The sequence below is a fragment of the Pleionea sp. CnH1-48 genome (genome assembly GCF_024124665.1).
In the GTDB taxonomy this organism is placed as follows: domain Bacteria; phylum Pseudomonadota; class Gammaproteobacteria; order Enterobacterales; family Kangiellaceae; genus JAMXSB01.
Map to the genome: position 1 here is coordinate 310,767 of NZ_JAMXSB010000004.1, position 16,640 is coordinate 327,406.

Sequence of the window (16,640 nt, forward strand, 5' to 3'; positions counted from 1 at the left end):
ATGAATAACTATCGAGCATTACTGGTTGATGATGAACCCTTATTATGTCGTCATCTAGCAAGTTTATTAACAGAAATGTGGCCAGATCTAGAAGTGATTGGTAGCGCTGCCAATGGAGAAGAGGCTTTTAACCAGATCGCTGAGCGACGACCTGATGTGGTCTTTCTCGACATTTGCATGCCCAAAGTTGATGGCATTACGCTAGCAAAAAAACTGACAGAAATAGAGCCATCACCCATAGTGGTCTTTATTACAGCCCATAACGAATACGCGGTTGAAGCCTTTGAGCATGAAGCCATTGATTATCTGCTAAAGCCTATTCAAGAAGACCGTTTAGAGAAAACCTTAGCAAGAGTTCAGCATAAGCTGTCCATGGGAAAACAGCAAGCCCCCGTTAATGGCCAACTCATTGAAACGCTGATGCAGAAGCTGCAACAACCTGAGCCGAGTGAAAAAAAGTTGACCTGGATAAAAACCACTCGACAGGGAGATGTCTATCTAATTAATCCTCGGGATGTTTACTATTTTCAAGCAGAAGATAAATACACTACAGTCGTCACTGACGATAATGAGTACCATATTCGAATGCCCATTAAAGAGTTAAAAAAGCAACTAGATGAAGATATATTCTGGCAGGTTCATCGAAGTACCCTGGTAAACTCAGGGTGTATAGAAAAGGTCAGTCGTGATTTTAGTGGGCGTATGTTTGTCCATCTTAAAACTCTAGACAAGAAACTACAGGTGAGCCGTAGTTTTACCAGCGTATTTAAACAGATGTAGTCTTGAATGAGTTGCTGTTAGCTGATGAAACTGAATACAGAAAGAATAGTCTCTAACTCGTCGACTAAACATGCGAGTTTCATAAACAGTCTCAATCCCTATGAAAGTGTCCATCCATTAGCAGAAGCCAATATCTATTTGATGGATCAAAACGAGCTATCTGCTCGTTTTTCATTAGAGTCAGCAATGAGACTCCTGGATGCTGAAGAAAAAAGCACCTGTAATCAAATTCGTTCTTCAGAACGAGTGAAGGAGTTCGCCTACGCTCGTGCCTTTACCAAAAGCGTACTTTCAAAGTACACAAACATTTCCATCGGAGATGTCTGTTTGGTTCCAAGGGATCGGTTTGGTAAGTTAAAAATTAAAAGCCTTCAGTCGCCACTCTTTTTTAACCTTTCCCACAGTGCCGGATTAATTGCGCTGTGTGTATGTAAAGTGACTGAGGTTGGCGTTGATTTAGAGAAGCAAGATGAGTCTATGCTTCCTCATATTAAGAAAATAGCTAATAGAAGTTTTTCGTCTGCTGAGTCAAAAATAATTAACTCGCTTTCTGAAGTTGAGATCTGCGAGCAATTTTATCGAATGTGGACACTCAAAGAAGCCATGTTAAAAGCTGCGGGCATTGGCTTGAATTGTTCTATAAAAAACATTGATACCACTCAGGTTGATGATAGTCGTTGCCTTTGCATCGATAGCGGCAATCAGAACGGTAAGTTCTACAGTCATTACTGGTTTGGTATTAAGCCAAATTACCACTTGTCTGTCGCGAGTATAGATGTTCCCGTCACTTTTCAATTGGCAAAGAGCTCTTCCTTTATTGAGCAACTTGCTAAGCACGGCGTTTAAAATTTAGCTCTTCAATAATAAACACTAATAACAATAATGAATAAGTCTTTATATTGAGATTACTCTCCTTTATTTTGCCTGACTTTATTTTTAATATCTCAAAACAAAAATAGTAAGGTTTCTATTTCAGTTTTATGGGACTGTTTGGGTAGTTTTTGGGATTTTATGGACTGTATCTTGCTGAGTGATTGCGTGTATTTTTATTAAGAAAATGTTTGTTTCATTTCTTAAGGTAAAGAAAATATTTTCAATGCTTTTAGATCACATCCGATCTGTGATCTATGTGTGGTTTTGACGAATAATATTCAATAATATTGGCTCCGAAATTTTATTTCATGTTATTATTTTTTTGTCTGAGAGATATTTCATAGAAACAAAGATAGAGTGTGTGTTTATTTTGTTTTTTGAGATTTTACTCTCAAAGGAAATCAGTGATTAGCAAAGATTGTCGCCTTTGTGATCTGAAACCTTTAAAAAATAATAATGACAAGAATGAGAGTCCATGTAAGAAAATCGTCTTGTGGATTTATGATTGATTTCATACATGCGTCATCTTTTATAAGGAGAATAGTATAAATGGAGTGAATAGCAAATCTCAGTTGCACTTGTTTTGTCATAAAACTAAACCTATTGCCTTTATTGGCAGAGAGTAACTTTTGGTGATGAAAGTCATCGATCATTTTATGACGCAAGGATAAGACGAACCTTATTAATCGCGAACTCGATTTAACGTTAATTTAAATGAGTTTAACCAGTGAAGGCTTGTATTTAAATATGAGCTTACGGCATCTCTTTGAGTCTAAAAAACTAAGATGAGAGAGTGGCAAGGAGAATGAAGTTGAATACTGTCGGTATAGTAGGCGCAGGTGTTATGGGAATGGACATCGCTTTATGTTGCGCGGCCTATGATTTTAGGGTGGTGCTAAAAGATGTGAATCAGCAGGCTTTGGACAAGGCTAAAGAATCGGCTCTAAAAAACCTACGAATGTACAAAATGATGAATCCAGTGTTCAAGAATTTTACACCGGAGCAACTACTGTCACAGATCGACTTCGTTTTGGATTACGACGCTATTTCGAATGCCCACTGGGTGATAGAGAATGTTACCGAAGACTGGAACATTAAAGAAACCGTTTATCGCGAACTTGCTGAGGTCTGCAAGCCAGAGACTCGCTATGCTGTTAACACCAGTTGTATATCCATTACTAAAGTTGCGGCTTTGATGCCAGATCCTTCCCAGGTAATTGGTATGCACTTCATGAATCCTGCCCCGTTAAAGAAAGGCGTTGAGGTCATGCTTGGCTTTCACACCTCAGAAGAAACAAAACTCAGTGCGAAAGAATTTTTAAAACGTTTAGCCAAACAGGCCATTATCGTTAATGATATGCCGGGATTTGTTGCTAATCGTTTGTCACATCTATTTATGAATGAAGCCGCTTTTCTGGTTCAGGATAACGTTGCGGAGCCTGCGGCTATCGATAACATTTTTAAGCAGGGGTATGGTCATGCAATGGGGCCATTAGAGACGGCTGATCTTATTGGGCTGGACACAGTTGTACAGTCCTTAAAAGTGCTTTATGACAGCTTTCAAGACAGCAAGTTTCGTTGCTGTCCACTGTTGCAAAAAATGGTTGATGCGGGGCAATTAGGACGCAAAACCGGGCAAGGGTTTTATTCGTATTAATACTGTGCACGTCGATAAGTCTTAGGAGTGAAACGTTATGGAAACTATCAATACAGGCCCCAAAAGGGTTGATACACCGATAAGCAACAAGGCCATAAAATGTGTAGTTTGGGACCTTGATAATACACTGTGGCATGGCACCTTGGCAGAGGGTGATGATGTTAAGCTCAAAGACGGTGTTGTGGACGTTATTAAAGCGCTTGATGCCCGCGGCGTTTTACATTCCATTGCCAGCAAAAATAACCATGATGATGTGGTCGCAAAGCTCGAAGCGTTTGGTTTGCTCGATTATTTTCTTTACCCTCAGATCAATTGGAATCCTAAATCATCTTCCGTCGAAAAAATTAGAGAGAAGCTAAACATCGGTATCGATACTTTCTTGTTTATTGACGATCAACCATTTGAAAGAGAAGAAGTTAGCGCCATCCATCCAGAAGTGGAATGCATTGATGCGGAGTTCTACCTCATTTTGGAAGAGATGGAGCGCATCAAATCTGGTGCTATATCCGATGACGCTGCTATGCGTCGAATCCGTTATCTGGAAGATATGGAAAGACAGACAGAAGAAGAAAAGTTCATAGGTACTCCCGAGGGCTTCCTAGCCACGCTTAATATGAAGTTTAAGATCGCTGAAGCAGGGCCAATGGACCTGATTCGAGCCGAAGAGTTGACCTTAAGAACCAATCAATTGAATTCCACCGGGATCACCTATAGCCACGATGAACTAAAAGAATACATGGAGTCGGACTCTCATCAACTGCTTGTCTGTGAGCTGACCGATAAGTATGGCAGCTATGGAAAAATTGGTCTGGTACTCGTAGAAATTAAAGATGACGTCATGATGATCAAGTTGTTGTTGATGTCATGTCGTGTGGCTGCGCGTGGAGCAGGCAGTGTTCTGTTGACCTATCTGATCAAACACGCAGTAAAAAACAACTACAAGTTGCGCGCCAACTTTCGGCGAACCCCTCGCAACCGACAAATGTTAGTCACCTATCAATTCTCTGGATTTAAAGAAATTGATAAGGATGAACAAGGAAATATTCTATTTGAGCACGATCTTTCTGCTCAGAGCGAATACCCCAACTATGTTCAATTGATTATCGAATAACAGCAAGACTAGGAGCAAAGATATGCCCGGCGTAGAAGTAAGTTTCCGTACTAAAACCCGTGATTTCATTGAAAACAACATGAATGTGTTCGACGACGATATTGACTGGACAGATGATACCAACATTTTTACCAGTGGCTTCGTTAACTCAACTTTCGCTATGCGGTTACTTAACTTTCTTGAAAGCGAATTCAGTATCACAATACCTGATGACGAGATCTTGTTATCAAATTTCAGTTCTGTCGATGCCATGTGGTCTCTTACTTCAAAGCTTCAGCGAGGTGCGGCGTGAACACCGAACAACCGTCGCTGATCGAACGGGCAAAAACATTTTCTGAGGAGGTTATTCGGCCTCAGGCTGCCCAGTTTGAAGAGCAGGGAGTGAGTCGAGACGTCATTCAACAGATGGCTGAGTTGGGCTTTTTAAGTTCCATATTGCCAGTGGAATATGGTGGATCAGGCGTGGATGCATTGACCTATGGCCGCATTACTGAAGAGATTGGCAAAGGTTGCAACTCCGTTAGAGCATTGTTGACCGTCCATACCAGCTTAGTGGGTGAAACTATTGCCAAGCTGGGATCTGATGAGCAGAAAAAAACGTTTTTGCCGCAGATGGCGAGTGGAGAAAAAATTGCCTGCTTTGCCTTATCAGAGCCCGAGGCGGGATCTGACGCGGCTTCGATTCAGACATCTTATCAAGAAGTCGATGATGGATACATTATCAAGGGCGGCAAAAAGTGGATCACCTACGGTGCTATCGCTGACTTGTTTTTAGTGTTTGCAAAAGAAGGCGAAAAAACCAGTGCTTTTATTCTTGAGCGAAGCATGCCAGGTGTAACGACAACACCTATATCCGGTTTAATGGCGAGTCGCGGTGCTCATCTGGCAGAAATCACTTTTGATAATGTTCGCGTGCCTAAGAGCAATATGCTTGGCCGGGCGGGGATGGGCTTTAGCTTTGTTGCGAATACGGCTTTGTTTTATGGCCGCTATAGTATTGCCTGGGCTGGCGTTTCCATTGTCTGCGCGGCATTAGAAGAAATGGTGACTTATTCTCGTAGCCGAACGCAGTTTGGTACAAAAATTTCTCAAAACCAACTTATCAAAGCCATGATTGCCGATTCTACGGCTGCGTTACATGCCTCAAGAGCTATCTGCGAGAAAATCGCTCAGCTACGTGCGGACGGCGATCAAAGTGCAGTAACCGAAACGAACATTGCAAAGTACATTACATCAAAAGCGGCTGCTGAGGTGAGTAGTCATGCTGTGCAAGTGTTTGGCGGCAATGGTATCTGGAATGCCTACGCAGTAGAGAGGCTCTTTCGCGAAGCTAAGGTGCTCGAGATCATCGAAGGCTCATCGCAAATTCAACAGCTCATGATAGCGGGGCAGGCATTGCGAGACTATTATCGCGCGCCACTCAAGAAGCGCTACCCTAAAGCAAATTCTTCTACCAACAAAACCGTGTTATCAGAAGTTAAAGACAGGCAAGTTGCGAGCGTTTGATAATCAATAACAGTGAAGTTTGATAGCTATGACCAAAACATTAAATGATGCGCTCATCGAAAGTGCAAAAACAGACAAAGGCATTCACTTCTACGGTATAGGAGAAGAATCTTTTCTCTCCTACGCCGATTTATTATCTGGAGCTAAAAAGTACTTATGTGCTTTTCAGCAGCGTGGAGTGAAGCAGGGGGACGAAATTGTTCTTCAGTTTGATGCGCTGAGTGAATTCTTGCAGGCATACTGGGCGTGTTTGTTAGGCGGCATTATTCCTATTCCGTTGGCTTACGCCAGTCTTGCTGACAATGCCCATAAAATATTCAGTGTCTGGGGTATTCTTAACTCTCCCTGGTTAGCTAGCGATGATGAAGCTCTGTATGACAAACTGTTAGCCCATGCAGATACCTTTAATGGCGAGTTGGATGCTACTGAACTTTTCTATCAAAAAATACGCTCGCAGTGTTTTGTTCCATCCCGTTTAATGAATGAGGATGTCGATAGCGATTTATTACTACCAAAAGTGAGCCCAGAGGACATTGCGTTCATCCAGTTTTCTTCTGGTTCAACAGGAACGCCCAAAGGCGTTGTGCTGACTCATGCCAACTTGTTGGTGAATATTGATGATATTTTGGTAGGTACCGATCAACACCAAGAAGATGTCTTCTTGAGTTGGAAGCCGAAATCACATGACTTTGGAATGATTGCTTTCCATCTGGCTCCTATTGTAGCTCAGGTGACTCAAGTGCATATTCCTACCAAGGCTTACATTTGGTCGCCTGCGATCTGGTTTCAAGCGGTTGATAAATTCCGCGCAACCATACTGGGTTGCCCTAACTTTGGTTATCAGCACTTTCTGAAATTATACAAAAGACGCCGTAAGCAAGAATGGAACTGGGATCTCTCTTGTATTCGCATGATCATTAACGGTGCAGAACCCATATCGGCCGAGTTAAGTCGCCAGTTCGCTGATGAAATGCAACAGTATCAAATGAGCTCAGATGTCTTCTATTGTGCTTACGGATTGGCGGAAGCGTCTTTGATGGTGTCTTTAGGTAAACCTGGTGATGGTGTCAGAGAGTTCTTTGTTGATAGAGAACGCTTGAACATTGGCGATAAGGTTGTTGAAGTTTCTGAAGCTGATGAAAATGTGCTTAAACTTGTGGATTGCGGAGCGATTCTGCAAAGTGTTCAGGTTCGAATCACCGATGGCGAAGGCAACTTATTACCTGAAAAAGTGGTCGGTAAAGTTGAGATCTTTGGCGATAACGTATCCCAGGGGTATTACAATAATCCTCAAGCATCCAAAGCTGCCATCGATCATGAAGGATGGTTTAACACGGGCGATCTTGGTTATATGTGTGATGGGCAACTGATTTTTGCCAGTCGTGTTAAAGAAATGATTATTATCAATGGGATTAACTACTTTCCCTATGATATCGAAAGAGCCATTCTACAGTCTAAAGGCAAGCAAACACTCAACCAATTTATTGCCTGTTCAATTCCACACCCAGAGCAAACATGCGAACAACTCGCCGTATTTGTTTATTACAAAAAAGACGTTGATAGCTTTAAAGCAACAGCCGAAGAAATTCGAGAGATTGTGTTAGACAGCTTTGGTCTGAATGTCGATTATGTTGTTCCAACCACCAATATCCCCAAAACAACCAGTGGTAAAGTTCAGCGTTTTAGATTACGTAGCGATTTCTTGCGTGGTGAATTTGATGAGGTGTTAACACAGCTTGGCCAAAGTCGAGTTATAAACCAAAGTCTAGCTTCAAAAGAAGTAGACGAAGTTCGCAATCAATCAAAAGAAACTAGTGGCTCAGGTTCTGATCGAGTTCAACAGAAACGTAAAGAACGACAGCTAAAGCAGCGTATTCGTCAATTGATTATGCAAGAAGCGAAAGTTGATCAGTTAGATGACGACGTCAGCTTTTTTGATATTGGTATTCCTTCAATACGTTTGGTCAATATCCAAGACCAAATTGAACAAGAATTTGATCTTGCATTATCCTCTGTTGCGGCGTTAGATAACGCCAGCGTCAATCAGCTAACAAGCTGTATTCTTAGCGCTTTGTCTGCTCAAGACAATGACAGCATTATTGGGCAAGAACAAGAGCAAGAGAAAGAAACGTTAACAAGTGAAGTAGAAGAAGATGACAGCGATGGTTTTGCGATTATAGGCATGTCCTGTCGTTTTCCTGGTGGAGCGAGTAGCCCTGAAGCTTACTGGCAACTCCTTTGTCGTGGCGATGATCCCGTTGGTCCTTTACCAACAGAACGCTGGCAGCAGGATCCGCAAAGAGACAAACCGATTTCATGTCGTGATGGTGGCTTCCTGACAAACATTGAGCAATTCGATCCTTTGTTTTTCGGTATTACGCCAGTGGAAGCGCTTGCCATGGATCCACAGCAGCGGTTATTGCTGGAAGTTTGTCACGAAGGTTTCGAAAACGCTGGCTTTGATGTGACACAGTTAAAAGGATCCAACACCGGCGTTTTTGTGGGTATTTCCAGTTCGGAGTATGCCGAGGTCGGCAAAGATTTCGGGCATGATACCGGACCTTATTCTTCAACGGGCAATATGTTTAACACGGCGTCGGGTCGTATTTCTTATGTCTTTGGTTTGCAAGGGCCGAGTGTGGCTCTGGACTCGGCCTGTTCGTCATCCTTAGTGAGCTTGCATCATGCTATTCGCGAACTAGAAGCCAAGGTGTGTGATCAGGTGATTGTGGCAGCGGTTAACCTTATATTAAAACCGGACGGCCACATTTGTTATTCCAGCTTAGATGCGCTTTCTCCAACCGGTCGATGTCGAAGCTTTGATGACAGCGCCGATGGGTATATTCGCAGTGAAGGCTGCGGCGCGGTCGTATTAAAGCGTTTGGCTGATGCTGAGCGCGATGGCGACAATATCCTGGCCGTTATTCGCGGTACAGCCGTGAATCATAATGGACACAATGGTGGTTTAACCGTACCCAGCGCCGATGCACAAGAGAAGGTAATTAAACGCGCATTAGAGATAGGCAACATTCAACCGGATCAGGTTGACTTTGTTGAGGCGCATGGTTCGGGAACCAAACTGGGTGATCCTCAAGAAGCCGAAGGGCTTAATCGTGTTTTTGGTGGTCGTGAACGACCATTATATCTGGGCAGCGTTAAATCTAATCTGGGGCATCTAGAATCTGCCGCAGGCATGGCGGGCTTGATAAAAACGGTCTTGTCACTGCAACACGGTATGCTTCCGCCCAATTTACATCATCATAAACCCAATCAATTACTCGATTGGAAAACCGCCTCGTTGCAAGTGGTTGATCGACTCATGCCTTGGCCGCAACATAACCGAGTGCGTACGGCCTCCATCACATCTCTCGGTATCAATGGCAGCAATGCCCATACGGTGTTGCAATCTTATCAGCCAAAGAACACTCAACAAAATAATGATGACACAGCAAAAGCGCCTTATCTGTTTTCTTGGTCGGCACGATCGGCGGAAGCTTTGCATAACAATTTAAGTGATTGTGCCAGTGCGGTGATGTCATCAAAGGTTAAAGACATTTCGCTGCAATCTTGGTGTCGAGCCAGTAATTTTCAGCGCAGTGGTAATGCCATTCGCTATGCTTGTCTGGCAGAAAGTTATGAACAGCTGGCCAAAAAGCTCACCCGTTATGTAACGAAAAATAAAGGTGCTGTTAAAACGCAAAAAGGCAACAAAGGTTTTCAGTCTCATCAAGTGGCCTTTTTATATACTGGCCAAGGTTCCTGCTACCTCGGTATGGGTTCGACTTTGTATAAGAATTCAAAGGCTTTTCGCAATGCTTTTGACTTGTGTGATAAGCAATTCAATAAACATCTAGGCGCTTCTCTCACTGCCTACGTTTTGGGTGCTGAGTCGAGTGAAGACTTGAGTAATACACGCGTCACTCAGGCGCTTATTTTTAGTGTTGGGTATGCTTTAACTCAGTTCTGGAAGTCTATCGGTATTGTTGCGGATTGTGTCATTGGTCATAGCATCGGTGAATATGCCGCTGCTGTAGAAGCCGGAGTATTAAGCCTGGATGATGCTATTAGCATGGTGGCCCTGCGTGGCCAGATTATGCAAAAGAGCAGTGCAAGTGGAAAAATGGTTGGGCTTTTATGTGGCCGAGACCAAGCAGAAGCTTTCTGTCATGGCATAGAAGACGTTTGGGTTGCAGCCGTTAACTCAGCAGAAAATGTCACGATTTCAGGCGCGATTGATTCTGTTGATAAAGTGATTGCGAAAGCTAAGGCGGCCAGAGTCTTTACTGAGTCGTTGACTATCCAGCATCCATTCCATAGTCCTTTAATGGCAGACAGCGCTGAGCAATTGGCCGCTGGCTTATCTCACGTTAACTTTAGTCAACCAGAGTTGTCGATTTTCTCCAGCATGAACGGAGAGCTGATCGAGCAATCGCAAGAGATGGCTGCAGGCTATTGGGCTCGGCATTTGTGTCAACCAGTCTTGTTTGCCGATGCATTTAAGAACACCGTGCAAGCGGGGGCCAAGATCTTTATCGAGATTGGCGGTAATGCCACCTTAACAGGACTGGCCGCCGAAATGTTTGACGACAAGGATGCCATGTTTGCGCCTTCGTTAAGAGAAGGCAGAGATGCCTGGATTCAAATCAATGAGAGTCTCATTCAATGCTACAAAGCGGGTGCGGATATCGATTGGCAAGCCTATCACGGCATCAACCCTGTTGCTGTGCCATCGTTGCCGAACACAGCGTTTAATAAGCGCAGATACTGGTTCGAGTTAAATTCACAAAAAGCACAGGCTGCTGACCGTACGACAAACGGCGCTTTGACAAACCTCGTATCTACAAACGAAAGTCCGTCTCATCCAAAGAGCACCATCATCATGGAACATAAGCCAGTAGAAAGCTCGAATGCTACTTTCGAATTCTCTTCTTCGCCATCCACTGCCGATCAAGTCATTGAAGTGACCGAGAATATCTTAGCGATGATTGCAGAAGTCAGTGGCATTGATGAAACCGAACTCACGCATGACATTCATTTGCTGTCTCTTGGCTTGGATTCTCTTATGCTGGTGCGTCTGGGACGAAGCCTGGTTTCTCAATACGGTGTAGAAATCTCTCTTAATGAACTGCTTAAATCTTTCCACTCGCCACAGCTCATTGCTGAACATGTTGTTGCGCAGATGCCAGAAGAAAAGAAAGCTCAGCAGCAAACGATTCAACCGTTAGAAAACAAAACACAAGATAATGCCACCGAGGCAGCCGTTGCACAGACTGACTCAGCAGTTGTACAGAATCGCGACGTCACTCAAAGTGCGCCTTTGCCAGCGCTGGGCGAAACGACCGAGAGTGATGCACTGTATCGTTTAATGCAAAGCCAGCTAACGGTTATGCAACAACAGATTCAATTGTTGGGAGGTCAGCCACTTTCACAACAAAAAGGTACAGATGCTTTACCAAGTCTTAGCGATAGTCTAGTGAAAGGTGATGTCGCAGCCAGTGAAACTAAAAAAACGGCAACGCCCGTTGCCAAGCCACCGCAAAACATTGTTTGGGAAGAGGAAGAGTTAACCTTTGAGCAGCGAACTTTCATTCAAGGTTTAGCACAAGATCTCAATCAAAAAAACATTGGCTCCAAAAACTATAACGCAGACTACAGTGGGGGACTGGCCGACTGGCTTATCCGAGCACACTTTACACCTGCTACCAAAGAGATGTGTCATCTGGTCGTGGCTGAAGAGTCAAAAGGGTGCCGTTTTAAAGATATTGATGGCAATGAATATTTAGATACCTGCATGGGCTTTACCGTCAATATGTTTGGTCATAGTCCAGACTTTGTCGTTGATGCCGTCACGAAGCAATTGTCCAAAGGTATGATTCTCGGGCCTCAGTCAGACAAAGTGGGCGAAGTTGCAAAGATGATTTGCGAGCTAACGGGCATTGAACGAGTCGCTTTTACCAATTCGGGAACCGAGGCGGTGATGGCGGCTTTGAGAGTTGCCCGCTCTGTGACCGGACGCCAAAAAGTGGTTCGTTTTAGCACTTCTTATCACGGCACTTTTGATGGCATTTTAGCTCGAGCAGACGAAGAGGGCGCTGCGCCTCTAGCGAATGGTGTTGTTCAGTCGATGGTGGATGACACCTTGGTATTGAACTACGGTTCAAAAAAGTCGCTACAGCAAATTGAAGCCTTAGGTGAAGATATCGCTGCAGTACTGGTTGAGCCAGTACAAAGCAGAAATCTTGCGTTACAACCCGTAGAGTACCTTAAAGAGTTAAGACGATTAACTGAAGAAAAAGGCATCGCGTTAATTTTTGACGAAATCATATTTGGTTTCCGCAGCCATCCTGGTGGTATCCAGGCGCGTTGGGGGATCAGAGCTGATTTGGTCACCTACGGAAAAGTGGTTGGCGGTGGTCTGCCCATTGGCGTTTTTGGCGGTAAGTCTAAGTTTATGGATGCCATTGATGGTGGTGACTGGTTGTCGAACCATCGCAAGACGGAACTGCCAGAAACACAAACCACCTTCTTTGCGGGTACCTTCTGTAAGCATCCGTTGGCTATGGCAGCTGCCCATGCTGTGATGACCGAAATAAAGCGTGACAAAGGTGCTATACAAAAGCGATTGGAATCGGTGACGACGGCTTTTGTTGAGCAGGTTAATGTGTTTTTTGCTGAACAAGAAGTGCCATTCAAATTAAGCAGTTTCAGCTCAGTGTATCGATTCGATCCGTTGCCTTCACAAGATCCCGAAAAGTTTGCTCTGGAGTCTGATTTATTTTTCCGTCTGATGCTGAAAAAAGGCGTTTATGTCTGTTACGTCTGGGAGAATCGTTCCGGTTGTTTCTCTAGTGCTCATACACCAGACGATGTTCAAGAAATCATCTCTGCTATTAAATACGCTGTGTGGGAATTGCGTAAAGGAGGCTTTAGTTTCCGTGCGTTGGATTTAAAGCGCGGCAAGCCAGATTCAAAAACGCTTCCAGAGTTTGATAACAAAACTTTATCTTCTGAAGAACGCCGTATGTTTGTGTTGAGTCAGATGAACAATGGCGATCTGGCTTATCGATTATGCGGTGCGCTCAAGTTCAGCGGTGAATTTGACATCGAAAGAGCAAAAGACACATTACGACAGCTAACGCAACATCATCGAGCTCTGCGCACGGCTTATCGAATCGAAGATGGCGAGGTTAAACGCTGGGTCAAAGCAGAAGTCGAGCCGATGGTTTATGTGGCAGAGCTGGGGCAAAAGACAATACAAGAAGCGATTGCACCCGATCCAAAAGCATTTCGATTGGACCAGGCACCACTGTGGCGAATTGGCTTTATCTCTTGTCCAGAAGAAAATCATCAAGCACAACATTTGATGGTTCTGGAGTTTAGTCATCTGATTTCTGACGGCATATCCATCTCTTTATTTATTCAAGACTTTATGACGCTCTATCAAGGGCAAACATTGGAGCCTGTTAATAAAGAATACGAAGAATACGTTATTCGAGAAAGCTCGTTTGTCCAGTCAGATAAATATCAACAACAGCTAAATTATTGGCAGCAGCAATTACAACCTGTTGCAGAACCTATTCGCCTACCTGCGGATTTTCCCAGACCAGAACAGGTGGACTTTACGGGCGATGTCAATCACTTTGTCATCGACGCAGAGACCACTCTAGCGTTGAAGGAAACCGCCAAGCAACATCAATGCACTGTCTTTAATGTGTTGTTCAGTAGCTTTTTTGTTTTGTTAAACAAGCTGTCGCAACAGAATGATATTGCTGTAGGTGTGCCTTTTGATTCACGCGGTCATGATGGGTTCGAGCGTACTTTGGGTATGTTTGCGCAAAGCTTGGTTATTCGCCATCAGTTAAAAGGCGAAACCTCTTTTAGCGAGTTGGTTCAGCAAGTGGCAGAACGCTGCAATGATGCTTACGACAATAGCCAGTTGCCACTTGATCGCTTAACAGACACGTTAGAGTTAGAACGCGACGCCAGCCGTAACGCATTATTTGACGTAATGTTTATTTATGAAGTAGGTGATGAACGTTCCATAAAGAGCGATTCTCTGGATGTAGTGACGATTCCGATGGATGTCAAAGCATCCGCATTTGATCTTACCTTTGAGATCACTCAAGAACGGGGATGCTTAAGTTGTCGAATGATTTATGCTTCCAGCTTATTTAAGTCAGAAACCATCGCTCAATGGCAAGAATACTTCCGTTATATCTTAAGTCAGATTATTGATAATCCTCACTCAAAGGTAAAAGATATCGAGTTGCTAAATCAGGCAACTCGCCATAGGTTACTAAAGGATTTCAATAGCACTCAACGAGACTTTGATCTTGACCAAACACTGACTCAATTAGTATCAAAGAGTGCTGCCACTTATTCGAAGCGCAATGCCATAAAAACGGCGCAAGGCAATCTCAGGTATGCTGAGCTAGAGCGAGCCGCTAATATTCTTGCTCGTCGTTTACAAGAGCAGGGAGCTAAGTCTGGCCGTTATGTTGGCATACTCTTGCCAAGAGAAGCGTCGCTGATTGTAGCCATGTTAGCGGTCATGAAAACGGGAGCCGCTTATGTGCCTATGGACCCAGCTTATCCTAAGGCACGACTCAGTTATATGTTAGAAAAGTCAGCGGCCGATATCCTTATCAGCAGCGACAACCTATGGGAGCAACTGGACTTTGAAGGCACGATAATAGATCCGCAAAAAGTACTCGCCGAAACGACTCCCGGTAAAAAAATTAAGAAGCTCGATGCGTCTTTATCGACTGAACCGGCTTATACCATCTTTACTTCGGGTTCCACCGGACAGCCTAAAGGCGTGGTCGTTGGTCATCGTAGTTTAGTGAACTTTGTATTGGGAATGGATGAAGCCTTATCGTTTCCTACGCAAATAACAACGCTCGGATTAACATCTGTCAGCTTTGATATTTTTGTACTCGAAGTGTTTTTGACTCTTGTAAAGGGTGGCACTCTGGTGTTGGCTAATGAGGAGCAAAGTTACGATCCCAAGGCGCTGACATCGTTAATAAAAGCAGCAAAGGTGTCTGTCGTTCAGATGACACCAAGCCGATTAAAACTTCTTCTTACCACCACCAACGCAGCAGCGATGTTTGCTGGAGTAAAACTTATGTTAGTGGGCGGTGAAGCTTTTCCGCAACAAGAACTCAATGAGCTACAGTCTATTCCTGACATGAAGTTGTTTAATGTCTATGGCCCAACTGAAACAACGGTATGGTCCAGCGTGAAATCGCTGCATGAAACCAGCAAAGTGACGCTTGGTGCTCCCATTGCCAATACACGAATGTACGTACTCGATGACACTCTTAATCTGTTGCCTATCGGGCAAAAGGGTGATCTCTACATTGCAGGTGAAGGACTCGCTCACGGTTATTTAGATGATGAACAAAAAACATCCCTGGCTTTTATCAGCGATCCTTTTGTTGATGGTGAGTTAATGTACCGAACCGGTGACTTAGCAGCATGGAGCGAGCAAGGTGAGTTGGTCTACTACGGACGAGGAGACAATCAGATTAAATTACGAGGCTATCGTATAGAGCTTGAAGAGTTAGAAAACGCATTGTGTGCCTGTGAGGAAGTTAAGCATGCTGCTGTGGTGAAACGCGAGCAAGCGGATGGACAAGCTTACTTAGTGGCTTTTTGTCATGTTAGTTCTGATACAGAAAACAAGATAGGAAGTGATACGACGACTGATGAAGACGTTTCGCAGCTTATTCAAAACCAACTCAAAGACACTTTGCCCGAATACATGGTGCCCAGCTTGATCATTCCGATGCAACAACTTCCCATGACGCCTAATGGAAAGGTTGATAGAAACCAATTACCTCAAGACGTTGCTTCTTTGATGCAGGAGCGAGTTGTTTCAACTGAGTCTGAAATGAGTATTAATGATTCGCTGATGAGCCAGTTGCGTGAGATATGGTCACAGCTGTTAGACGGTAGACCATTGCAAGAGAACAAGAGCTTCTTTGATCTCGGTGGCAACTCGATGAATCTGGTGTTGATGCAAAATGTGTTAGACAAAGAGTATCCTGGATTGATCGAAGTGAGTGATATTTTTGCTAACCCAACTCTAAGCAAGCTGCATCGACTTATTTCTACTCGCCTGGAGCAGAAAGCTCAAGAAACTGACTTTGTAGAAATGGTGATGCCAGAAGAGTTTTTTGTTGATGATAACCAGGTTCAGGACGCAAGCAGCTTGCAACTTAACTGGGATGAAAAATTAGAAGCGAACATAAAAAGCTATGCCGAAAAAAATGGCGTAACGACTTACGATGTTGTTTTAGCCATGCATGGATTATTGCTGCATAAAGTGCTGCAACAAGATCAAATCACTTTGTATTCGGCAAGCGCCAATGGTTACTGCACTATCCAGCTGGACTTCTCTCAGCTAACCAATACCAACGACATGGTTAAACAGGTTTATCAGCTGCGAAGTCAGGCTGGAACGCAAACTCATTATCCTACTTTGGACCGTCAACATGACAAAGGTGTGTTAACTCTGTTTGTTGATAAGCAGGAGAGTGCAATAGAACATCCGGGCTTTGATATGGTGTTTAACATTAACGAAACAGGTACTGCGGAACGTCTTGACTTTGATAACTCGCGGTTATGTGAACAAAAAATGACGAGCTTGGCGAGTGGATACATCAATTTAGTCAAAGCAGCCGTCAACGAAGCATGATAGTAAATAGG

General features: G+C 43.8%; 7 protein-coding genes. All 7 read left to right on the forward strand.

What is annotated here, in order from left to right:
* The 7 genes from NH399_RS08500 (at position 1) to NH399_RS08530 (ending at position 16,629) form a co-directional block, all read left to right on the forward strand.
* Positions 1–780, forward strand: a complete 780-nt coding sequence (locus NH399_RS08500; protein WP_253038826.1) for a LytTR family DNA-binding domain-containing protein — start codon at positions 1–3, stop codon at positions 778–780.
* A 24-nt stretch (positions 781–804) separates the two neighbouring features.
* Positions 805–1,626 carry a 4'-phosphopantetheinyl transferase superfamily protein gene (locus NH399_RS08505; protein WP_253038837.1) on the forward strand — a complete coding sequence of 274 codons (822 nt, stop codon included), beginning with the start codon at positions 805–807 and terminating at the stop codon, positions 1,624–1,626.
* 832 nt (positions 1,627–2,458) lie between these two features.
* Positions 2,459–3,310, forward strand: coding sequence for a 3-hydroxyacyl-CoA dehydrogenase family protein (locus tag NH399_RS08510; protein WP_253038839.1), 852 nt, complete (start codon positions 2,459–2,461; stop codon positions 3,308–3,310).
* A 37-nt stretch (positions 3,311–3,347) separates the two neighbouring features.
* Positions 3,348–4,421 (forward strand): HAD family hydrolase, encoded by a 1,074-nt coding sequence (locus NH399_RS08515; RefSeq protein ID WP_253038841.1) that lies wholly within the window; start codon positions 3,348–3,350, stop codon positions 4,419–4,421.
* A 22-nt stretch (positions 4,422–4,443) separates the two neighbouring features.
* The gene (locus NH399_RS08520) at positions 4,444–4,713 is read left to right on the forward strand and encodes a hypothetical protein (protein WP_253038843.1); all 270 of its coding nucleotides are present in this window, start codon (positions 4,444–4,446) and stop codon (positions 4,711–4,713) included.
* A complete protein-coding gene (locus NH399_RS25890; RefSeq protein ID WP_253038847.1) occupies positions 4,710–5,927 on the forward strand; it encodes an acyl-CoA dehydrogenase family protein in 1,218 nt (405 codons plus the stop codon). The genes NH399_RS08520 and NH399_RS25890 overlap by 4 nt, the downstream gene beginning before the upstream one ends.
* Positions 5,928–5,955: 28 nt before the next feature.
* A complete protein-coding gene (locus NH399_RS08530; protein ID WP_253038848.1) occupies positions 5,956–16,629 on the forward strand; it encodes a non-ribosomal peptide synthetase/type I polyketide synthase in 10,674 nt (3,557 codons plus the stop codon).
* Positions 16,630–16,640 lie beyond the last annotated feature (11 nt).